Genomic DNA, 16,960 nt, shown 5'->3' on the forward strand with positions numbered 1-16,960 from the left:
CGCGAACTCCCGGCCCAGGGAACGGATCACGAGCGACCCGTGACATCGTCACGGGTAGGGTCGTCGCATGATCAGACTCCTGCTGGCGGAGGACCAGCACGTGGTGCGCGGCGCGCTGGTGGCACTGCTGGAGCTGGAGCCCGACCTGGAGGTCGTCGCCCAGGCCGGATCGGCCGACGACGTGGTGCCGCGCGCCCTCGTCGCCCTGCCCGACGTCGCGGTGCTCGACATCGAGATGCCCGGGCGCACCGACGGTCTCCAGGCAGCCGCGGCACTGAAGGAGAAGGTGCCGAACTGCCGTACCCTGATGCTCACTTCGAACGGCCGCCCCGGACTGCTCCGCCGCGCCCTGGACGCCAAGGTCGACGGCTTCCTGCTGAAGACCGCCCCGCCGGAGGAACTGGTGGCGGCGATCCGCCAGGTGGCCGGCGGCGGCCGGGTGCTCGACCGGGGGCTCGCCGTCGCGGCCTGGGACCTCGCGGACAACCCGCTGACACCGCGGGAGAACGACGTCCTGCGGGAGCTGGCCGAGGGCGCCGAGCCCCCGGAGATCGCGGCGCGCTTGCACCTGTCGACGGGGACGGTCCGCAATGTGCTGACCGCGGTGGTCGGCAAGCTCAACGCCCGCAACCGGACCGACGCGGTACGCATCGCGCGTGAGGCGGGCTGGCTGTAGCCGCCGCGCCCGCCCGCCCCCGGCGCTCCGGGCGTCAGCCCGCGGTGAACGCCCCACGCAGCAACGGCCTCAGCCCGCGGGCACCTCGGCGCGCAGCAGGTACCAGCCGTCGTCCGGACCGGCCGCCAGGGTGCCGCCGATCGCGGCGAGGCGGACGGTCAGCCCGCCGATCCCGGAGCCGGGCGCGCTGACGCCGTCCGGCGCCCCGTCGTTCTCCACCTCCAGCCGCACCGCGTCCCCGGTCACCGAGGTGGCGATGCGCGCGTGGCGGGCGGCGCTGTGCCGCAGGATGTTGGTGACCGCCTCCCGGAGGACCACGCTCAGCACGGCGCCGGCCGCCGGCGGCACCGGGACGTCGTCGACCTCCACCGTGATCGCCGCCGCCTCCAGCACCCCGGCGGCCGAGGCGAGTTCGGCCTCGAAGGACAACCGGGGGCTGTCGCTCACCACCGTCCGCAGTTCGGTCTCGCCGCGTTCGGCCAGCCGCACGATGTCCCGCAGCTCGGCCCGGCCGCGGTCGGCGTCCGTGACCGCCAGCCGCCGGGCCAGCTCGGCCTTGAGCAGGATCGCGGTCAGTCCGTGGCCGAGCAGGTCGTGCAGGTCACGGGCGGCGCGCAGGCGCTCGGTCACCACCGCGGCACGGGCCAGCCCCGCCCCCGCCCGCTGGAGCTCCCGCACCAGCCGGGCCAGCCGCAGGACGCCGTAGACCACGACGCAGGTGATCAGGGCGTCGACGACGGCGAGCAGCACGGGCACCGGCCCGCCGCCGGTGAGCACACCGCCGGCCACCGCCGCCGCGACGGCGAGGGCCGCGCCGGCCCGGAGCGGCAGGGCGAACAGCAGCGCACCCGCGAGGATGCCGACCGCGCCGATCCAGTTCCGCCCGGACCAGGGCAGCGGAACGAGGGCGATCACCGCCGAGGCGAGCAGCACGAGCCGGGCGTGGCGCGGCGAGTCCCGGGTCGCGAAGCGGATCTGGAGCAGGCAGAAGACCAGCAGACAGGGTGCCCCGAGCGCGAGCAGCGGCACCGGGACGAGCAGCACGGCCTTGACGAAGAAGGTGCCCAGGACGAGGAGGTACAGGCCGAGCACGGTCCGCAGCTCGGGCGGGTCGGCCGCGTCCGCCGGCGCGGGCGTGGCCGCGACCGCCGCCTCGACGGCGAAGCGCCCGTCCGGCTCCAGACCGGCCGTCAGCCGACCGCCGACCTCGCGGACCCGGTCGGCGAGGCCGTCGAGCAGATCGGCGCCGAGCGCGGCCGTCGGCACGCCGTCACTGACCACCCGCAGCACCACCTGCCCGGCCCGCTCCCCGGTGACGATCTCGCACCGCCGCGCGTCACCGACCCGCACCACCGCCGTGACCGCCTCACGCAGCACCGCCGCCAGCACCGTCCCGGCCGGCCCGAGCGGCTCCGAGTGCCCGACCCGCAGGTCCGCGGTGATGCCCGCGGACGCCAGCAGCGCCCGGGCGCTCGCCGCCTCGGGGGCCAGCGACAGGCTGCGCAGCTCCGCCGCCGTGGCCCGGGTCGCCGCCAAGGTCCGCCGCGCCGCGCCGATGAGGTCCGCCAGGACGCCCGGATCGTCCCGGAGCGCCAGATCGCGGACCTCCTTCAACCCCTCGGCGAGCCCGCTCCGCAGCCCGGTCGCGATCCGCAGCCGCTCGGCGGTCACCGCGGCCGCCGCCAGCGTGAGCCGGGCCGCGTGCACCCGCGCCGCGAACAGCGCGAGCGTGGTGACGGCGTACAGCATCACGCCGCCGATCGCGACGATGAGCGTCATGTCGACGGCGTCCCGCACACTGCCCGACCGCACCAGCTCGATCAGGGCCGCGGAGGCGCCGAACAGCGGCACCAGCACCCGGCGCCGTTCCAGCAGCAACGAGGCGGCCGGGAGACAGAGCAACCCGACCGACACCCCGAACCCCAGCACCGCGACATACCCGACGGCCAGCTCCACCGCCGTCCCGACCGCCGGCGGCACCACCCCCAGCACCCGCCGCACCGCCGACGAACTGTGCCGCAGCTGCACCACCACCAGCACGACGCACGCCACGACCACGGCCACCCCGGCCCCCGGTTCCCCCGGAACCCGCGCCAGCCCCTTCAACAGGTGCACCGAAGCCACCGCGGCAGCCGCCGCCCCCACCAGCCCCCGCGCCGGCCACCCCGCCCGCGCCCCCACATCCACCCCCGCCACCCGGCGCATGCTACGCGGAACCCGATCAAGCGGCGCCCCGGACCCCACCCCCGAATCCGCCCCGAAAAACAGCGAAACCGCAGATCCGAAGACCTGCGGTTTCGCCATGAAGAGCGGGCGACGAGAATCGAACTCGCGCTATAAGCTTGGGAATCTCACCGACTTGATCATCCTCAAAGCAGCTCCGACGTGCGGATTCAGCGCTCCTTCGCTGCCTCCTCCGGCACCCCGTGAGGCCCTCGGCTGACCGGGACTTACCCCACGTCACCGCCCCTTGGGGCACGGTAGAGACACGTCAGGAGCCTGGTGCAAGCTGGTCGGGGCTGGTTGCCGATGGCGCCTCAACGAACGGAGGTAGCCCGGTGGTTGGTGTCAGACGAGACTCGACAGGTCCCAGCACACCGAGATCGTCTCGGATTGCGTCGAGAAGCTTCTCGTAGCGCTCGTTCATGGCAGCGACCATCCCGTTCAGCCCATCCTGATTGATGGGACCGACCGTGAACGCTTCCACCGCATACATCTGGGCGAGAAGAGATCGGTATGCCTCTCGGAGCTGGTCAGACCCCAAGATCTCAAGAAGGGCCCAGGCATTGCCCACCTGGTCAGAGGCTTCCCCCCAGTCAAAGGCGCGAAGCCGGCGCCTGGACTCCTCGATCTCATCCGCTGTGTCGTAGGGCCATGGATTACCCCAACCACGCAGATTCCGTACCCATGGGTCGAGTTTACTGAGCAAGTCCACGGAGCCCTGGCGCCTCTCCAGCACCCACCGCCGCGCATCTTCGCGGGCCCAGCGCTCCCTTTCCTCCGCTCTGCTGTTGTGCCGCTGCGCCTCGGCCTGTGCTCGCTCGTACTCAATGCGCAGCTGCTCGCGCCGATCTGAACGCCACTGATTGAACAACAGGCTGAGGCCAGTAACCGCAGCGCCAATCAGATATCCCCATGCCGCATTCACCCCGCTAGTGTGCACGAGCCACGCGGGCGGTGGAGCGGTTTTGGCCGGTGTCCTGTCTGGTCTGGGTCCGAGCATGATCGGGGGGCCGTAAGCTGCTGCGACTCGGTCAGGGCTTCTGGGCCTGACCGCAATTTGGCCGAGTGGCCCCCCGGTCTTGCTCGGTGCGGGTCCCGGTCCTGACAGGTGGGTAAAACCGTGGAGCCGTCCGCCCCCAGCCCCGGCGGGTTTGTCCTTAGGTCGTCCGTCCGCCCTGGCGCGGCCGGCCGCCGCCGTCGCGGGGCGCAGACAGGAGCGGAGGCGAGCGGCGGGCCAGCGCCGCGAGCGCAGCGAGCCTTGACTTAGTAGCGAAACTCATAACACCCACTCCCTCTCTTCCTTCCCTGCCCCTCTCCACCCGCTGGGCTTCGGGCAGAGCTCGCACGCGCACCGGCTACCGGCCTGACCTCAACCGCTCCCGGTGCCCGAGTCAGGTCGCATGAGTACGGCGGTGGCATCGTCGTGGCACTTGCTGCGGGGCCATCGACGCCGCTGCGGATCGGAGCGTTCGAGATTTCGCGTGTACTCGATGAGGCCGTGCGGCCCGTCGACATCGAGCTTGCGGAGAAGGTCCGGCCAGCCCAAGACACCGAAGTCATCTACTGCGCGGGCGGCTCCGTCGGTGAGGATTGCTGCCGTGTGAAGCTCGGACAGTGACACAGCTCCCGTCAGACTCTGCTCGGCGGCTCCGGGCTCTGTGGAAGCGACCCAGTAGCCATCGACGGTGTTCATGACCTCTCGCTGAGCCCATGCCAGGGCTACGCGCCTCTTCCCCTCCTGCAGGTGCGCCAACTCTGCTTGCAGAGCGACGCGTTGCCGATCGGTAACACTGGAGACGCGATGATCCGCGTGCACCTCTATCCCCGTTGAAAGACTGAGAGCGACAGTCGAGTCCGCGAGCGTAAGCCACTCGAAGGTTCCCCCCCGTACCCGGGCAACGACCACCGTTGCCGAGGGCGTCATGGGGTTCGCCAAGTCGCATGTGCCCGCATGGAGTCGAGCGGTTGAAGCGATCGCGTCGGCCAGGCACTCGGTTAGGCTCGCCGGCCGTTCCGCGGCTTGCATGAAGATGGCCGCCCCGAGGTTCCTGACGAACCAGGGCACCCCGTGCACGCAGCCGGTCTCGACAGCACTTGGCAGGCCAGCTCCGTCGAGCACGATGACGGTCTCCGCACTGGCTATGACGAAGTCCTCATTCGCCCGGCCCGGATTCGGGGCAGAGGCCGTCGCTATCAGCAACTCAGGCCGCCTCGTGGCGGAGCACATCCGTCAGAGCCTGGGTCGCAAGCACCCGCTTGGTACCTACCTCGAAGTCGCAGCCGATGACCATGGAGAACGGCTCGCTCCCGACTTCGCCGTATAGCTCAGCGACGTTCTCGGAGAGGTAGCGAGCCACGCCCAGCGACCCGACTGCATGAACGCCGGCGACGAGCAGGAAGGTCCCGGCACCGTCCGGTCGGGGCAGCCGCCCAAGGTAGGCCACGTCCGCCGGCCGGGGCGCCTCCGGGTCGTCCGTCGGCGACGTGATCGTCTGACCACTCTCACGGTCGATCAACGCCCACCGGCCGTCAGCCAGGGTCTCGAAGGACAGACGCGGGTCACCTGCAAGAGCTGCTGCGGTGATGGGCGACGTCTTCGGTCCGCAGACGACCACCAGCCCATCGCGGTTCAGGTCGATCGCCCCAGTGGTGGGGATGTACTCAAGCTCACCGTCGAGCTGAAGACGGTGGGCCAGGTTGATCAGTTGCTGCCCGGTGGCGCTGTCCTCAACGGCAACGTAGTCGCGCTCGCCCGGTCGCTGAGGCACTGCGACCGCTACCCGGTCGACACCAAGGAATGCGCGCTCCGCCGGCGGGCCCGCATCCTTGAGCTGAGCAACCCTCGCGCGGCTCACGCCCATCAGCTTCGCCACCTCGGCCATGGAGAGGCCGTTCTGCCGGAGCCAGGCGATGCTTTCCTTCCGCATCCGGGACGTCTCGACCACCGCCGCTTGCAACTCTTCCATGAGCTGAACAGCTTCTTTGACGCGGACGCGGTGGTCCTTGATGGCCGCGACACGGCTGACTTCACTGATCACGACCAGGTGCCTCCCATTCCACGTGAGGGATCCATGGACTCAATGCTAAGGGGGGCTTGACACCCTGACCAGTCGGGTGCACTCTACTGATAAGCCCCCCTTAGCAAGCGGAGGGCCCGCACCCTAGGTGGTAAGTCCCCCTTAACGGGGCGGACCGCCGAACACGCCGCCAGCTCAACCCCCGGCGGACCCATCTCTTCCTCGGGCTGCCGAACGCCGCCAGCAAATGCAGCGGGGACGACGCTCAACCGCCAAGCCGCGCGTCGTCCCCTTCGCCCCTCTTCCAAGGGAGCCTCCATCATGCCTGCTGCCACCTTCGCCGGTCTCCCCGTCGCACTCGTTCACTGCCTGTGTGGCGGGACTGGTCGCATCCCGGTCCCTGCGAAGTACCGGGCCGCGTTGGGAGCCGTCGTGTCCTGCTCGCTCCACTCCGTCCCCGCACCGGCCGCCGACGTGTGCCCGGCCTGCTCGGGGACGCTGCGGGTTGTGGACTCGGACGGCACACTGTCCGGCACGATCGGTGTCCTGGTCCCGTGTGACTGCGTAGGCCACCTGTACGGCCAGTACGGTGCCTGCCCGTGCCACGTCGACGTCTGGAACGAGAACGACGGCAACACCGGCTGGGAGCCGATCCCGCTGGAGGAGTTCACCGACGACGGCCCGTACTTCCGCCCCTGCACCGAGCACACCCCCAACATGGACTCCGTCCTGGCGGTGGCCGCGTGACCCACGCGCCCGCTCTCCCCGGTGAGGCGTCCCGGCTCGCGGTCGCGGACCTGGCCCGGCTCGCCTCCCGGGGAGACCTCCCCCGCCTGGCCGACCAGTTACGCCGCACCGGCGGCTGCGCCAACCCGATCCACCTCAAGGGCTTCCGCACCCTGGTCCACGCCCCCACCGGTGCCGTGTGGAACCGCTACTCCACCGATCACGAACCCGGTGGACGGCTCAAGGTCGCGTGTGGGAACCGGCGGGCCTCCCGCTGCCCCTCCTGCGCCCGCACCTACTCCGCCGACACCTTCCACCTCATCCGCGCCGGACTCGCCGGCGACGAGAGCAAGGGGGTGGCGACCTCGGTCCGTTCCCACCCCCGCGTGTTCGCCACGTTGACGGCGCCCAGCTTTGGCCCGGTCCACAACCGACCCGACACCGGGGCCTGCCGTTGCGGCCACGCCCACCCCAAGGACTCACCTCTCCTGGGCACTCCGCTCGACCCGGAGCGCTACGACTACGCGCACGCCGTGCTCTGGAACAACCACGCCCCCGATCTGTGGCGACGCTTCACTATCTACCTGTTCCGCACCATGGCGAAAATGGCCGGGCTCTACCAGTGGCAGTTCAAGGAGCAAGCGAAGATCTCGTTCGGCAAGGTCGCCGAGTACCAGCGACGCGGCGCCATCCACTTCCACGCCGTCATCCGGATCGACGGACCCGACGGACCCGACACACCCCCGCCGCCGTGGGCCACCCTCGCGCTCCTGGACGCCGCCATCCGCGCCGCCGCCCGCCGCGCCGGCGTCCCTCTGGCCGCCGCCGGTGACCGCCCGGCCCGCGTCCTCCAGTGGGGTGAGCAGGTGGACGTGCGCCCAATCGGCGCCTTTGCCTCCGGCGAGATCTCGGAGCGGGCCGTGGCTTCGTATGTGGCGAAGTACGCGACCAAGAGCGCGGAGACGACGGAGACGGTGGACCGCCGCATCCTGGAGCGTCACGAACTCGACCGCCACGACCTGCCCGCGCACCCCCGGCGGCTGATCGAAGCCTGCTGGGACCTCGACAAGCTCTACCCCGGCCGCCTGCTCGCCCACTGGTCACACATGCTCGGCTTCCGGGGCCACTTCTCCTCCAAGTCCCCCACCTACTCGACCACCCTCGGCGCCCTCCGCCAGGTCCGCGCCGACTACCGCGCCGAACAAGCCCGCGCCGACCTGCGGGACCGGCTCCTCACCGCCGGCCTCCCGGACCTGGACGACCTCCCCGACGCCGAAACCCTGGTCCTCGCCCACTGGGCGTTCGCCGGCGCCGGGAACTCCCCGGGCGAATCCATGCTCGCCGCCACCATCGCCCGGGACCTGCACGCACGACACACCACCGACCGACAGGAGATGCGCGCACAACTCGCGCGAGAAGAGGGGGACTTCGCATGGACCGCCTGCTGACCGTCAAGGAGGCCGCCGAACGGCTCGGCACCTGGGAGACCAGCGGAGAGCGTTTCCCGCGCCGTCTGGTCGCCGAACGCCGGATCGCCTTCGTCAAGGTCGGCCGCCACGTCCGCATCCCGGAGACGGCGCTCGCCGACTACGTGGCCGCCAACACCGTCCAGCCGCGCACCCGGAGCCGTCGACTGCGGGCGGTGGCCTAAGTGGCGAGCAAGCGACGGCAGTTCGGCCGCATCCGCAAGCTCCCGTCCGGCCGCTACCAGGCGCGCTACCTCGACCCGACCGGCATCCTTCGGCCAGCGCCGGAGACATTCGAGAGCAAGGCCGATGCGGACGACTGGCTGGCCGAGATGCAGACCGCCATCCGCAAGAAGGACTGGCGCGCCCCGGACGCCGGGGCGATCAACTTCACCGAGTACGCCGAGGCGTGGATTACCGAGCGCGGTCTCATGCCGACCACGGAGGAGCTGTACCGGCGACTGCTGCGGCTGCACCTCGTGCCCACCTTCGGAGAGCGGGACTTGGACGAGATCACGCCGCCCCGCGTCCGGACCTGGCGTACCGGGCTGCTGGCAACGGGCAAGAGCACGACCACGGCGAAGGCGTATCGGCTGCTCAAGGCCATCATGGCCACGGCTACCGACGACGAACTGATCCGCCGCAACCCGTGCCGGATCAAGGGGGCGGGCAAGGAGTCGGCCGAAGAGCGCGGAATCGCCACCGTCGAACAGGTCTATGAGCTGGCCGAACTGGTCGGATCTCGCTGGCGCTTGATGGTCCTGCTCGGCGCCTTCACGACGCTCCGCCCCGAGGAACTGGCCGAGCTGCGACGGTCGGACTTCGACCTGGTGGCCAGTACGGTCCGGATCCGCCTCGCGGCCCCCGAGCTGAACACCGGCCGGCGGGCCCTCGGCGAGACCAAGACCGAGGCGGGCAAGCGGACCATCACCATCCCGGCGGCCGTGCTCCCGGACGTACGGATCCACCTGGAGCTGTTCGCCGAGAAGGAGATGCATGGGCTCGTCTTCGTCGGCGAGAAGGGCGCCCCGTTCCGCCGAACCAGCTTCGGCCGGATCTGGCGGAAGGCTCGCGCTAAGGCGGGCATGCCGGGCTTCCGCTTCTACGACCTCCGCCACACCGGCAACACCATGGCCGCCACCACGGGGGCCAGCCTCAAGGAGCTGATGGCTCGCATGGGGCATGCTTCCATCCGGGCGGCGCTGATCTACCAGCACGCAACCAGCGAGCGGGACAAGAAGATCGCCGACGGCATGGACGCGGAGATCACCCGTCGACTTGGCCGGGGCACACCCCTGCCGGCAGAGGGATAGGGCACGCCGGGGGCACACGATCCCGAAATTGGTCCAGACAACAAAGAAACCCCAGGTCGCTCACCTGGGGTTTCTCTATGGAGCGGGCGACGAGAATCGAACTCGCGCTATAAGCTTGGGAAGCTCATGTTCTACCATTAAACTACGCCCGCCTGATGAGCCGTCAGAGACCGCTCGATCTGCGCCCACTGTACCCCATCCGTGACGCCCGTTGCACAGGTGGCCCGGGGTCGTGGCGGAGCCGCCCGGGGCGGGGGTGGAGGCGTACTGTGTGGGCCGCGTGAGAGTGCTCCGGCGGGTGGGTTCCGGGGCGGCGAGCCATCCTGCGGAATGTCCGGAACATCCCCTAATGTGACGCTGTCCCGACGGCTCGGCCGTTCGGGGTGCGATGAGTACGGGTGAGTACCGGGGTAAGGATGGGAAGGGGACCGATGGAGCAGCGCGCCGTCGTTCGTTGTGCCGAGGGGCACCTGTTCAGCACCACCACGTTCCCGATGCAGAACCTCGGGCCGGGCCGGCTGGGGCCCGGGCGGCTGATCCGCTGCCCGCAGTGCGGACGGATGCGCAGTTCGGTGCTGGCCGACGTACGGGAGCTGTCCGCGCCGCAACTGGCCCGGGCGATGCGGCTGGAGGCCGCGGAGTTCCTCGCCTGAGGGCGGGTACCAGGACGGACGGGGCCCCGGACGATTCGTCCGGGGCCCCGTCGTGCACGTAACCTCGGAGCGTGCTGCTCTCTGACAAGGACATTCGGGCCGAGATCGACAAGGGCCGGGTCGTGATCGACCCGTTCGACCCCGCGATGATCCAGCCGTCCAGTATCGATGTGCGACTGGACCGCTTCTTCCGGGTGTTCGAGAACCACCGGTATCCCCACATCGACCCCTCCGAGGAGCAGCCGGACCTGACCCGGCTGGTCGAGCCGGAGGGCGACGACGCGTTCATCCTGCACCCCGGCGAGTTCGTGCTGGCGTCGACCTACGAGGTCATCTCGCTGCCGGACGACGTGGCCTCGCGGCTGGAGGGCAAGTCCAGCCTGGGCCGTCTCGGCCTGCTGACGCACTCCACGGCCGGCTTCATCGACCCCGGCTTCAGCGGGCACGTCACGCTGGAGCTGTCGAACGTCGCGACGCTGCCGATCAAGCTCTACCCGGGGATGAAGATCGGGCAGCTCTGCCTGTTCCGCCTCTCCTCGCCGTCGGAGCACCCGTACGGCTCGGCGCGGTACGGCTCGCGCTACCAGGGCCAGCGCGGCCCGACGCCGTCCCGGTCCTACCTGAACTTCCACCGCACGGACATCTGAGCCCGGACGGTCCCGAGCACACCGAGCGCACGCACAGCGGGCGGCCACCCCTCCGTCGAGGGGTGGCCGCCCGCGGCGTTCCCGGTGGTGCTCAGACCCGCTCGGGGCGGGTGACGGCGACCAGCTCGGTGCCGTCCTCGGAGAGCCGCAGCTCGGTGCGGAGCGCCGCCAGCTCGCCGAGGTGGTGCAGGTGCGTGCCGCCGCAGAAGATCTGCGCGGCGCCCTCGGGCAGCTCGCAGTGCCACTGGCGGCGGGCGGTCAGCTCGGGGCCGGGGACGTCGATGCGGACCGGCGCGTCGGCCGCGACCCAGGCGGCCAGCTGCCGGTTGACCGCCTCGGTGAGGTCGGGCAGGGCGTCGGCGAGGGCCGGGAACTCCTCGGTCGCCTCGGCGGTGAAGCCCTTCTTGCGCAGCGACTTGCCGAGCCGGTAGGTGTCGGTGCTCGCCTCGGTGTCCATCACGGAGCTCGCCATCGCGAGGCTGTCGAAGTCCGGGTTGCCGAAGGCGTCGGCGCGGCCCGGGTCCTTGCGCCAGCGCGGCGCGAGGGCCGCGTTCAGGGCGAGCGCGAGCAGGTGGCAGCCGCTGTGCGAGGCGCAGAGGGCGGCGCGCCGGCCCGGGTCGACGGCGAGCGTCGCGGTCTTGCCGACGAGGCCGTCCGGGGCCCCCTCGACCACGTGCAGGACCAGCCAGGACCACTCCTCGTCACCGCGCCGGACCGGGATGTCGGCGCCGACCAGCGGCGCGCCGCCGTCCGGGCCCACCGCACCGGTCAGGCAGTCGACGACGGCCAGTTCGGTGCCGTCCACGGTCAGGGTGCCGAGGTCGGCCGGCTGGTCGGGCCAGGTGTGGTCGAGCGGGTGGAACGGCGTCGCCGCGGTGACGACCGCGTGGCGGCCGCCGTCCAGCGGGTGCACCGCGAGCACCGGGGACTCGCCGGTCACCGCCCCGGCCGGGAAGCTGACGTGGGTGGTGGGGAGGGTCATGCCTGGCTCCGTGCGCGTGAGGGTGGTGGACGTGAGGGTGGTGGAAGCGGAACGGGCCCCGCAGGCGGGGCCCGTCGACCATTCTCCCCCGGGCCCGCGCCGCGCGTTCCCCGGTTCCTCGGCCGGGAACGGACCGGCCGACCGGCTCCGGACGGGCAGGCCGACCGGCTCCGGACGGGCAGGCCGACCGACCGGGAACGGGCGGGCCGACCGACCCCGGAACGGACCGGCCGGCCAGCCCCGGAGCGGACAGGTCGACCGGCCCAGGGGGACAGCCAGGGTGGACGGGGGGCTGATCAGCCCAGGGTGGGCAGCTTGATCAGCACCAGCAGCGCCAGCAGCTGGAGCGCGGCGGCGCCGGCCGCCTTGCCCCACGGCAGGTCGTGCACCCGGCGGACCATCGTGGTCAGCAGCACGGCGCAGAACAGCCAGGTGGCCCAGCCGACGACCTGGACGACGAGGTTGTCGGACGGCAGCACGAGCGCCAGCAGCAGCCGGGGCGCGTCCGTCGTCCAGCCGATCAGCACGGCGAGGCCGACCGTCGACTTCCACGGGCCGTCCCCGCCGAACTGGCGGGCCAGCGCGTAGGTGACCGCGCCGAGCGTGGCGCCGGCCACGGTGAAGCCGATCGCGGCGACGACCATCGCGGTGAGCGCGCTGGTGAAGGTCGAGTTGACCACGTCGTCGTGGGTCAGGCCGATGCCCAGCACGGCCAGCGCGCCGTACAGCAGCGAGACGGTGAGCGCGGGCAGCCAGACCTGGTGGTCGCGGGTGCGGTCGAAGGTGGCCGTCGGGTTGCGGAAGATCCCGATCAGCAGCTCGCGCCAGCGCGGGCGCGGGCCGGTGGCGTGCGGGGCGGCCTGGCCGCCGGCCCGGTACACCGCGACGTTGTCCGGCTGACCGTCCTGGCCGTAGCCGTAGGCCTGGTCGTAGCCCTGGTCGTGCCCTTGGTCGTAGCCCTGGCCATAACCCTGCTCGTAGCCCTGCTCGTACCCCTGCGGGTACGGCTGCTGCCCGTACTCCGCCGGGTACCCCTGCTGCGGGTACGGCTCGCCCGCGTACGGGTCGCCGCCGGTCGGGAAGGCCCGGGTGTGCCCGGGCTGGTCGGCCGCGTACGGGTCGTACCCGCCGGCCTGGGGACCGCCCTGCCCGCCGGGGGACGGCGCCCCCGGCCGCGGTGCCGTTCCCCGGTGCGGAGCGGTGAAGTACTCCGGACCGTCCGCCTGCCCGTACCCCCCGGGCGCCCCCGCCGAGGGGGGAGGAGCCGACCACCCGCCACGGGGGTCGGCGCCCTGACCGCTGTCGTATCGATTACCAGCCACGCTCCGAAGGTACCCGTCCGGCCGACTCCGTGTCGGTCGGGCACCGAGCCGGAGCCGGTTTGCAGCGAGCCTGTGACGACGGCGCCCCGGGGGGCCCGGGGCGCCGTGTCGGGCGGGTCCTACCGCTGCGCGCTCACGGCCGGCGCGTGCACCGCCGCGGCCGCCGAGGCACCGGCCGGGCAGCCGCCCGGGCCGGCCGAGGTGCGGACGGCGCCGACCGGCAGCAGCGTGCCGCAGGCCACCCGGATGCCGTTCGGCAGCTCGTTGTCCGACTCGACGATCGCGCCGTCGCCGATCACCGCGCCGTCGAGCGCCGTCCGGTCGCCGACGGTCGCGTACGCGCCCACGATCGAGTCCTTGACCAGGGTGTCCGGGCCGATGGACGCGCCGGGCAGGATCACGCTGCCCTCGACGATCGCGCCGGCCTCGATCACCGCGCCCGCGGAGACCACGGTCCCGCCGCTCAGCACGGCGCCGGGGTGCACGGTGGCACCGGGCAGCAGCAGGGCGTCACCGGTGGGGCCGGGGACGGCCGGGGAGTCGACCTTGCCGAGGACCAGGTCGGCCGAGCCGCGGACGAAGGCCGCCGGCGTCCCGAGGTCCAGCCAGTACGAGGTGTCGACCACACCGCGCAGCAGCGCGCCGGTGGCCAGCAGCTCGGGGAAGGTCTCGCGCTCGACGGAGACCTCGCGCCCGGCCGGGATCCGGTCGATCACCGAGCGGGTGAAGACGTAGCAGCCGGCGTTGATCTGGTCGGTGACGATCTGCTCGGGCGTCTCCGGCTTCTCCAGGAACTCCAGCACCCGCCCGTCCTCGTCGGTCGGGACGAGCCCGAAGGCGCGCGGGTCCTCGACCCGGGTGAGGTGCAGCGTGACGTCGGCCCCGGCGGCCACGTGGCCGTCGCGCAGGGCCGCGATGTCGACGCCGGACAGGATGTCCCCGTTGAAGATCAGGACCGGCTCGTCGGGGCCGCAGGTCAGCCCGGAGGCCGCGTTGCGGATCGCGCCACCGGTGCCGAGCGGCTCCCGCTCGGTCAGGTAGACCAGCTCGATGCCGTACGGCGTCCCGTCCTGGAAGTGGTCCTCGAAGACCTCGGCCAGGTAGGAGGTGGCGAGCACCACGCGGGTCACCCCGGCCGCGGCCGCGCGGGCCAGCTGGTGCGCGATGAACGGGACGCCCGCCACGGGCAGCATGGGCTTGGGGGTGTGGGTGGTCAGCGGACGCAGTCGCGTGCCCTTACCACCGACCAGCATGATCGCCTCGGTCATGGTCTGCGCTGTTCCCCTTGTGGTCTCCGCGGCCCGGCCCGGCGGGCCGATACCTCCGTCAGTGGTCTGGAAACCCGTCCGGACGGCCGGCACGGGTCGACCGGCACAGAGCCGGTCCGGCGCCTACTGTATTTCCTTCCGACCCGGGCCCGGTCGGGCGGGCGGGCGGTTGGCGTCCCGCCCACCGCGCGGCGCTCCGGAGAACGCCGCGCCAAGTCCGGTGGAAAACCGGGTGCGAGCCGCACCGGAGCCCGGCGAAAAGCCCGGCCCGGCGGGCGCTCGTCGCACCCACCGGGCCGGGCAGTTGTAGCAGAACTGTCGAACAGCCGGGCGGTCGTGGCCCGGGCCGGCCGCCCTCGGGCCGGAGGCACCGGGCCGACCGTCACCGGTCAGGCGTCGACGGTCTCCGCCGGCTCCGCCGGCTCGGCCGGCGGCAGTGCCTTCACCGAGTCGAGCAGCAGCTGGGCGACGTCGACCACCTTCAGGTGCTCCTTGGCCGCGCCCTCGTTCTTCTTCCCGTTGACCGAGTCGGAGAGCATCACCAGGCAGAACGGGCAGGCGGTGGAGACGATGTCGGGGTTGAGCGACAGCGCCTCGTCCACGCGCTCGGTGTTGATCCGCTTGCCGATGCGCTCCTCCATCCACATCCGCGCGCCACCGGCGCCGCAGCAGAAGCCGCGCTCCTTGTGGCGGTGCATCTCCTGCTGGCGCAGACCGGGGACCTTGTCCATGATCTCGCGCGGCGGGCTGTAGACCTTGTTGTGCCGGCCCAGGTAGCAGGGGTCGTGGTAGGTGATCAGGCCCTCGACCGGGTTCACCGGGACGAGCTTGCCCTCGTCGATCAGGTGCTGCAGCAGCTGGGTGTGGTGGATGACCTCGAAGTGGCCGCCCAGCTGCGGGTACTCGTTGGCGATGGTGTTGAAGCAGTGCGGGCAGGTGGCGACGATCCGCTTCTTCGGAGCGTCCTCCAGCGCCGCGTTCAGGGTCTCGACGTTCTGCGCGCCGAGCATCTGGAAGAGGAACTCGTTGCCCAGGCGGCGGGCGGAGTCACCGGTGCAGGACTCCTCCTTCCCGAGGATCGCGAACTGCACGCCGGCGGTGTGCAGCAGCTCCGCGAAGGCCTTGGTGGTCTTCTTGGCGCGGTCCTCCAGGGCGCCGGCGCAGCCGACCCAGTAGAGGTACTCGACCTCGGCGGGGTCGATGTCCTCACCGATCACCGGCACCTCGATGCCGGTCTCCTTCTTCAGCTCCTTGACCCAGTCCAGGCGGGCCTTGGTGGCCATGCCCCACGGGTTGCCCTTGTTCTCCAGGTTCTTGAGCATCGTCCCGGCCTCGGTCGGGAAGGAGCTCTCGATCATCACCTGGTAGCGGCGCATGTCGACGATGTGGTCGATGTGCTCGATGTCCACCGGGCACTGCTCGACGCAGGCGCCGCAGGTGGTGCAGGACCAGAGCACGTCGGGGTCGATGACCCCGCCCTCCTCGGCGGTGCCGATCAGCGGGCGCTCGGCCTCGGCGAGCGCCTCGGCGGGCACACCGGCCAGCTGCTCGGCGGTGGCGCGCTCCTCGCCCTCCATGTCCTTGCCGCCGCCGGCGAGCAGGTACGGCGCCTTGGCGAAGGCGTGCTCGCGCAGGCTCATGATCAGCAGCTTGGGCGAGAGCGGCTTGCCGGTGTTCCAGGCGGGGCACTGCGACTGGCAGCGGCCGCACTCGGTGCAGGTGGAGAAGTCGAGGATGCCCTTCCAGGAGAAGTGCTCGACCTGGGAGACGCCGAAGACGGCGTCGTCGGCCGGGTCCTCGAAGTCGATCGGGGCGCCGCCGCTGGTCATCGGCCGCAGGGCGCCGAGCGCGGTGCCGCCGTCCTCCTCGCGCTTGAAGTAGATGTTGAAGAACGCGAGGAAGCGGTGCCAGGCCACGCCCATCGAGGGGTTGATGCCGATGGTGATCGCCCACGCGAAGGAGATGCAGATCTTCAGCATCGCGAAGAGGTAGATCAGGTTCTCCAGCGTGCCGTGCGCCAGGCCCTTGAAGGCCAGCACCAGCGGGTAGGAGATCAGGTACTTCGCCTCGTACGAGCCGACGTTCTCCAGCGCGCCCTCCAGGCCGCGCAGGATCATGATGCAGAGGCCGATGCCGAGGATCGTGTACTCGACGTAGAAGGCCTGCCAGGCGATCGAGCCGGCGAACCGGGACTTGCGGCCGGACCGCGACGGCAGGCTGAGCAGCCGGATCACGATCAGGGTCGCGATGCCCAGCGTGGTCAGCGTGCCGACCAGCTCGGTGAAGAGCTCGTACGGCAGCCAGCCGCCGAGCACCGGCAGCACGAACTCGGCGTCGAACAGCTGGAAGAAGGCGGTCAGCAGGGTGAGGCCGAGGGTGAAGAAGCCCACCGCGACGAACCAGTGCGCGATGCCGACGACGCCCCAGCGGTTCATCCTGGTGTGGCCGACGAACTCGACCGCCACGGTCTTCACCCGCTGGGCGGGCACGCCGAATCTGGTGGGGTCGGACTGACCCGTCCGCACCACCCTGAAGATGTACATCGCCGCACGGGCGGCGAGCGCGGTGCCGATCACAAACGTGACCAGCGAGATGACGATCGCTGCTAGCTGCATCGGCTCTCCGTCTCCTGCGGCTTCCTGGTGAGAGTTTCTACGCGTGCGAGTG

Annotated in this window: 14 protein-coding genes, 1 tRNA gene and 1 pseudogene; 7 read left to right on the forward strand and 9 right to left on the reverse strand. The window is 71.3% G+C overall.

Annotated features, from left to right (window positions below; all coding sequences use genetic code 11):
* Positions 1-67 precede the first annotated feature (67 nt).
* The gene (locus OG618_RS18910) at positions 68-676 is read left to right on the forward strand and encodes a response regulator transcription factor (RefSeq protein ID WP_329488698.1); all 609 of its coding nucleotides are present in this window, start codon (positions 68-70) and stop codon (positions 674-676) included.
* A 69-nt stretch (positions 677-745) separates the two neighbouring features.
* On the opposite strand, the gene OG618_RS18915 is transcribed toward OG618_RS18910, so the two are convergent.
* The 4 genes from OG618_RS18915 to OG618_RS18930 all read right to left on the reverse strand — a co-directional run bounded on the left by OG618_RS18915 (position 746) and on the right by OG618_RS18930 (position 5,937).
* A complete protein-coding gene (locus tag OG618_RS18915; protein ID WP_329488699.1) occupies positions 746-2,791 on the reverse strand; it encodes a histidine kinase in 2,046 nt (681 codons plus the stop codon).
* Between the two features lie 376 nt (positions 2,792-3,167).
* Positions 3,168-3,824 carry a hypothetical protein gene (locus OG618_RS18920; protein ID WP_329488700.1) on the reverse strand — a complete coding sequence of 219 codons (657 nt, stop codon included), beginning with the start codon at positions 3,822-3,824 and terminating at the stop codon, positions 3,168-3,170.
* A 444-nt stretch (positions 3,825-4,268) separates the two neighbouring features.
* A complete protein-coding gene (locus tag OG618_RS18925; protein WP_329488701.1) occupies positions 4,269-5,099 on the reverse strand; it encodes an integrase in 831 nt (276 codons plus the stop codon).
* 1 nt (position 5,100) lies between these two features.
* The gene (locus tag OG618_RS18930; protein WP_329488702.1) at positions 5,101-5,937 is read right to left on the reverse strand and encodes a sigma-70 family RNA polymerase sigma factor; all 837 of its coding nucleotides are present in this window, start codon (positions 5,935-5,937) and stop codon (positions 5,101-5,103) included.
* A 411-nt stretch (positions 5,938-6,348) separates the two neighbouring features.
* Between OG618_RS18930 and OG618_RS18935 the strand changes: the two genes are divergently transcribed.
* Genes OG618_RS18935 through OG618_RS18950 form a run of 4 tightly spaced genes read left to right on the forward strand, consistent with a single transcriptional unit; the run spans position 6,349 to position 9,421 of the window.
* Positions 6,349-6,663, forward strand: a complete 315-nt coding sequence (locus OG618_RS18935; RefSeq protein WP_329488703.1) for a hypothetical protein — start codon at positions 6,349-6,351, stop codon at positions 6,661-6,663.
* The gene (gene repSA / locus OG618_RS18940; protein ID WP_329488704.1) at positions 6,660-8,090 is read left to right on the forward strand and encodes a replication initiator protein RepSA; all 1,431 of its coding nucleotides are present in this window, start codon (positions 6,660-6,662) and stop codon (positions 8,088-8,090) included. Before OG618_RS18935 ends, repSA begins: the two co-directional genes overlap by 4 nt.
* Positions 8,075-8,293, forward strand: a complete 219-nt coding sequence (locus tag OG618_RS18945) for an excisionase family DNA-binding protein (protein WP_329488705.1) — start codon at positions 8,075-8,077, stop codon at positions 8,291-8,293. Before repSA ends, OG618_RS18945 begins: the two co-directional genes overlap by 16 nt.
* A complete protein-coding gene (locus OG618_RS18950) occupies positions 8,294-9,421 on the forward strand; it encodes a tyrosine-type recombinase/integrase (RefSeq protein WP_329488706.1) in 1,128 nt (375 codons plus the stop codon).
* Positions 9,422-9,499: 78 nt separating this feature from the next.
* Here the strand turns inward: OG618_RS18950 and OG618_RS18955 are convergent.
* Positions 9,500-9,573 (reverse strand) — tRNA-Gly (locus tag OG618_RS18955).
* Between the two features lie 279 nt (positions 9,574-9,852).
* Between OG618_RS18955 and OG618_RS18960 the strand changes: the two genes are divergently transcribed.
* Together OG618_RS18960 and dcd are read left to right on the forward strand one after the other, a co-directional pair.
* Positions 9,853-10,074 carry a hypothetical protein gene (locus OG618_RS18960; protein ID WP_329488707.1) on the forward strand — a complete coding sequence of 74 codons (222 nt, stop codon included), beginning with the start codon at positions 9,853-9,855 and terminating at the stop codon, positions 10,072-10,074.
* A gap of 71 nt (positions 10,075-10,145) precedes the next feature.
* Positions 10,146-10,721, forward strand: a complete 576-nt coding sequence (gene dcd, locus OG618_RS18965) for a dCTP deaminase (protein WP_329488708.1) — start codon at positions 10,146-10,148, stop codon at positions 10,719-10,721.
* 91 nt (positions 10,722-10,812) lie between these two features.
* Here the strand turns inward: dcd and OG618_RS18970 are convergent, their stop codons facing one another.
* The 4 genes and pseudogenes from OG618_RS18970 to OG618_RS18985 form a co-directional block, all read right to left on the reverse strand.
* Positions 10,813-11,703, reverse strand: coding sequence for a metal-dependent hydrolase (locus OG618_RS18970; protein WP_329488709.1), 891 nt, complete (start codon positions 11,701-11,703; stop codon positions 10,813-10,815).
* A 296-nt stretch (positions 11,704-11,999) separates the two neighbouring features.
* Complete coding sequence (locus tag OG618_RS18975) at positions 12,000-13,025, reverse strand: YIP1 family protein (protein WP_329488710.1); 1,026 nt, start codon at positions 13,023-13,025, stop codon at positions 12,000-12,002.
* Between the two features lie 194 nt (positions 13,026-13,219).
* Positions 13,220-14,293 (reverse strand): annotated as a pseudogene (locus tag OG618_RS18980) (sugar phosphate nucleotidyltransferase); the annotation flags it as partial.
* 389 nt (positions 14,294-14,682) lie between these two features.
* On the reverse strand, positions 14,683-16,908 hold the full coding sequence (locus OG618_RS18985) for a (Fe-S)-binding protein (RefSeq protein WP_329488711.1): 2,226 nt from the start codon (positions 16,906-16,908) through the stop codon (positions 14,683-14,685).
* Positions 16,909-16,960: the final 52 nt, after the last annotated feature.

This window comes from Kitasatospora sp. NBC_01246, from assembly GCF_036226505.1.
GTDB lineage: Bacteria > Actinomycetota > Actinomycetes > Streptomycetales > Streptomycetaceae > Kitasatospora.

What these genes read in the sequence shown, in the direction of transcription:
- OG618_RS18910 (WP_329488698.1), top strand. Translation starts at nt 68, where the DNA reads ATGATCAGACTCCTGCTGGCGGAGGACCAGCACGTGGTGCGCGGCGCG.
- OG618_RS18970 (WP_329488709.1), bottom strand. Translation starts at nt 11,703, where the DNA reads ATGACCCTCCCCACCACCCACGTCAGCTTCCCGGCCGGGGCGGTGACC.
- OG618_RS18960 (WP_329488707.1), top strand. Translation starts at nt 9,853, where the DNA reads ATGGAGCAGCGCGCCGTCGTTCGTTGTGCCGAGGGGCACCTGTTCAGC.
- OG618_RS18945 (WP_329488705.1), top strand. Translation starts at nt 8,075, where the DNA reads ATGGACCGCCTGCTGACCGTCAAGGAGGCCGCCGAACGGCTCGGCACC.
- OG618_RS18985 (WP_329488711.1), bottom strand. Translation starts at nt 16,908, where the DNA reads ATGCAGCTAGCAGCGATCGTCATCTCGCTGGTCACGTTTGTGATCGGC.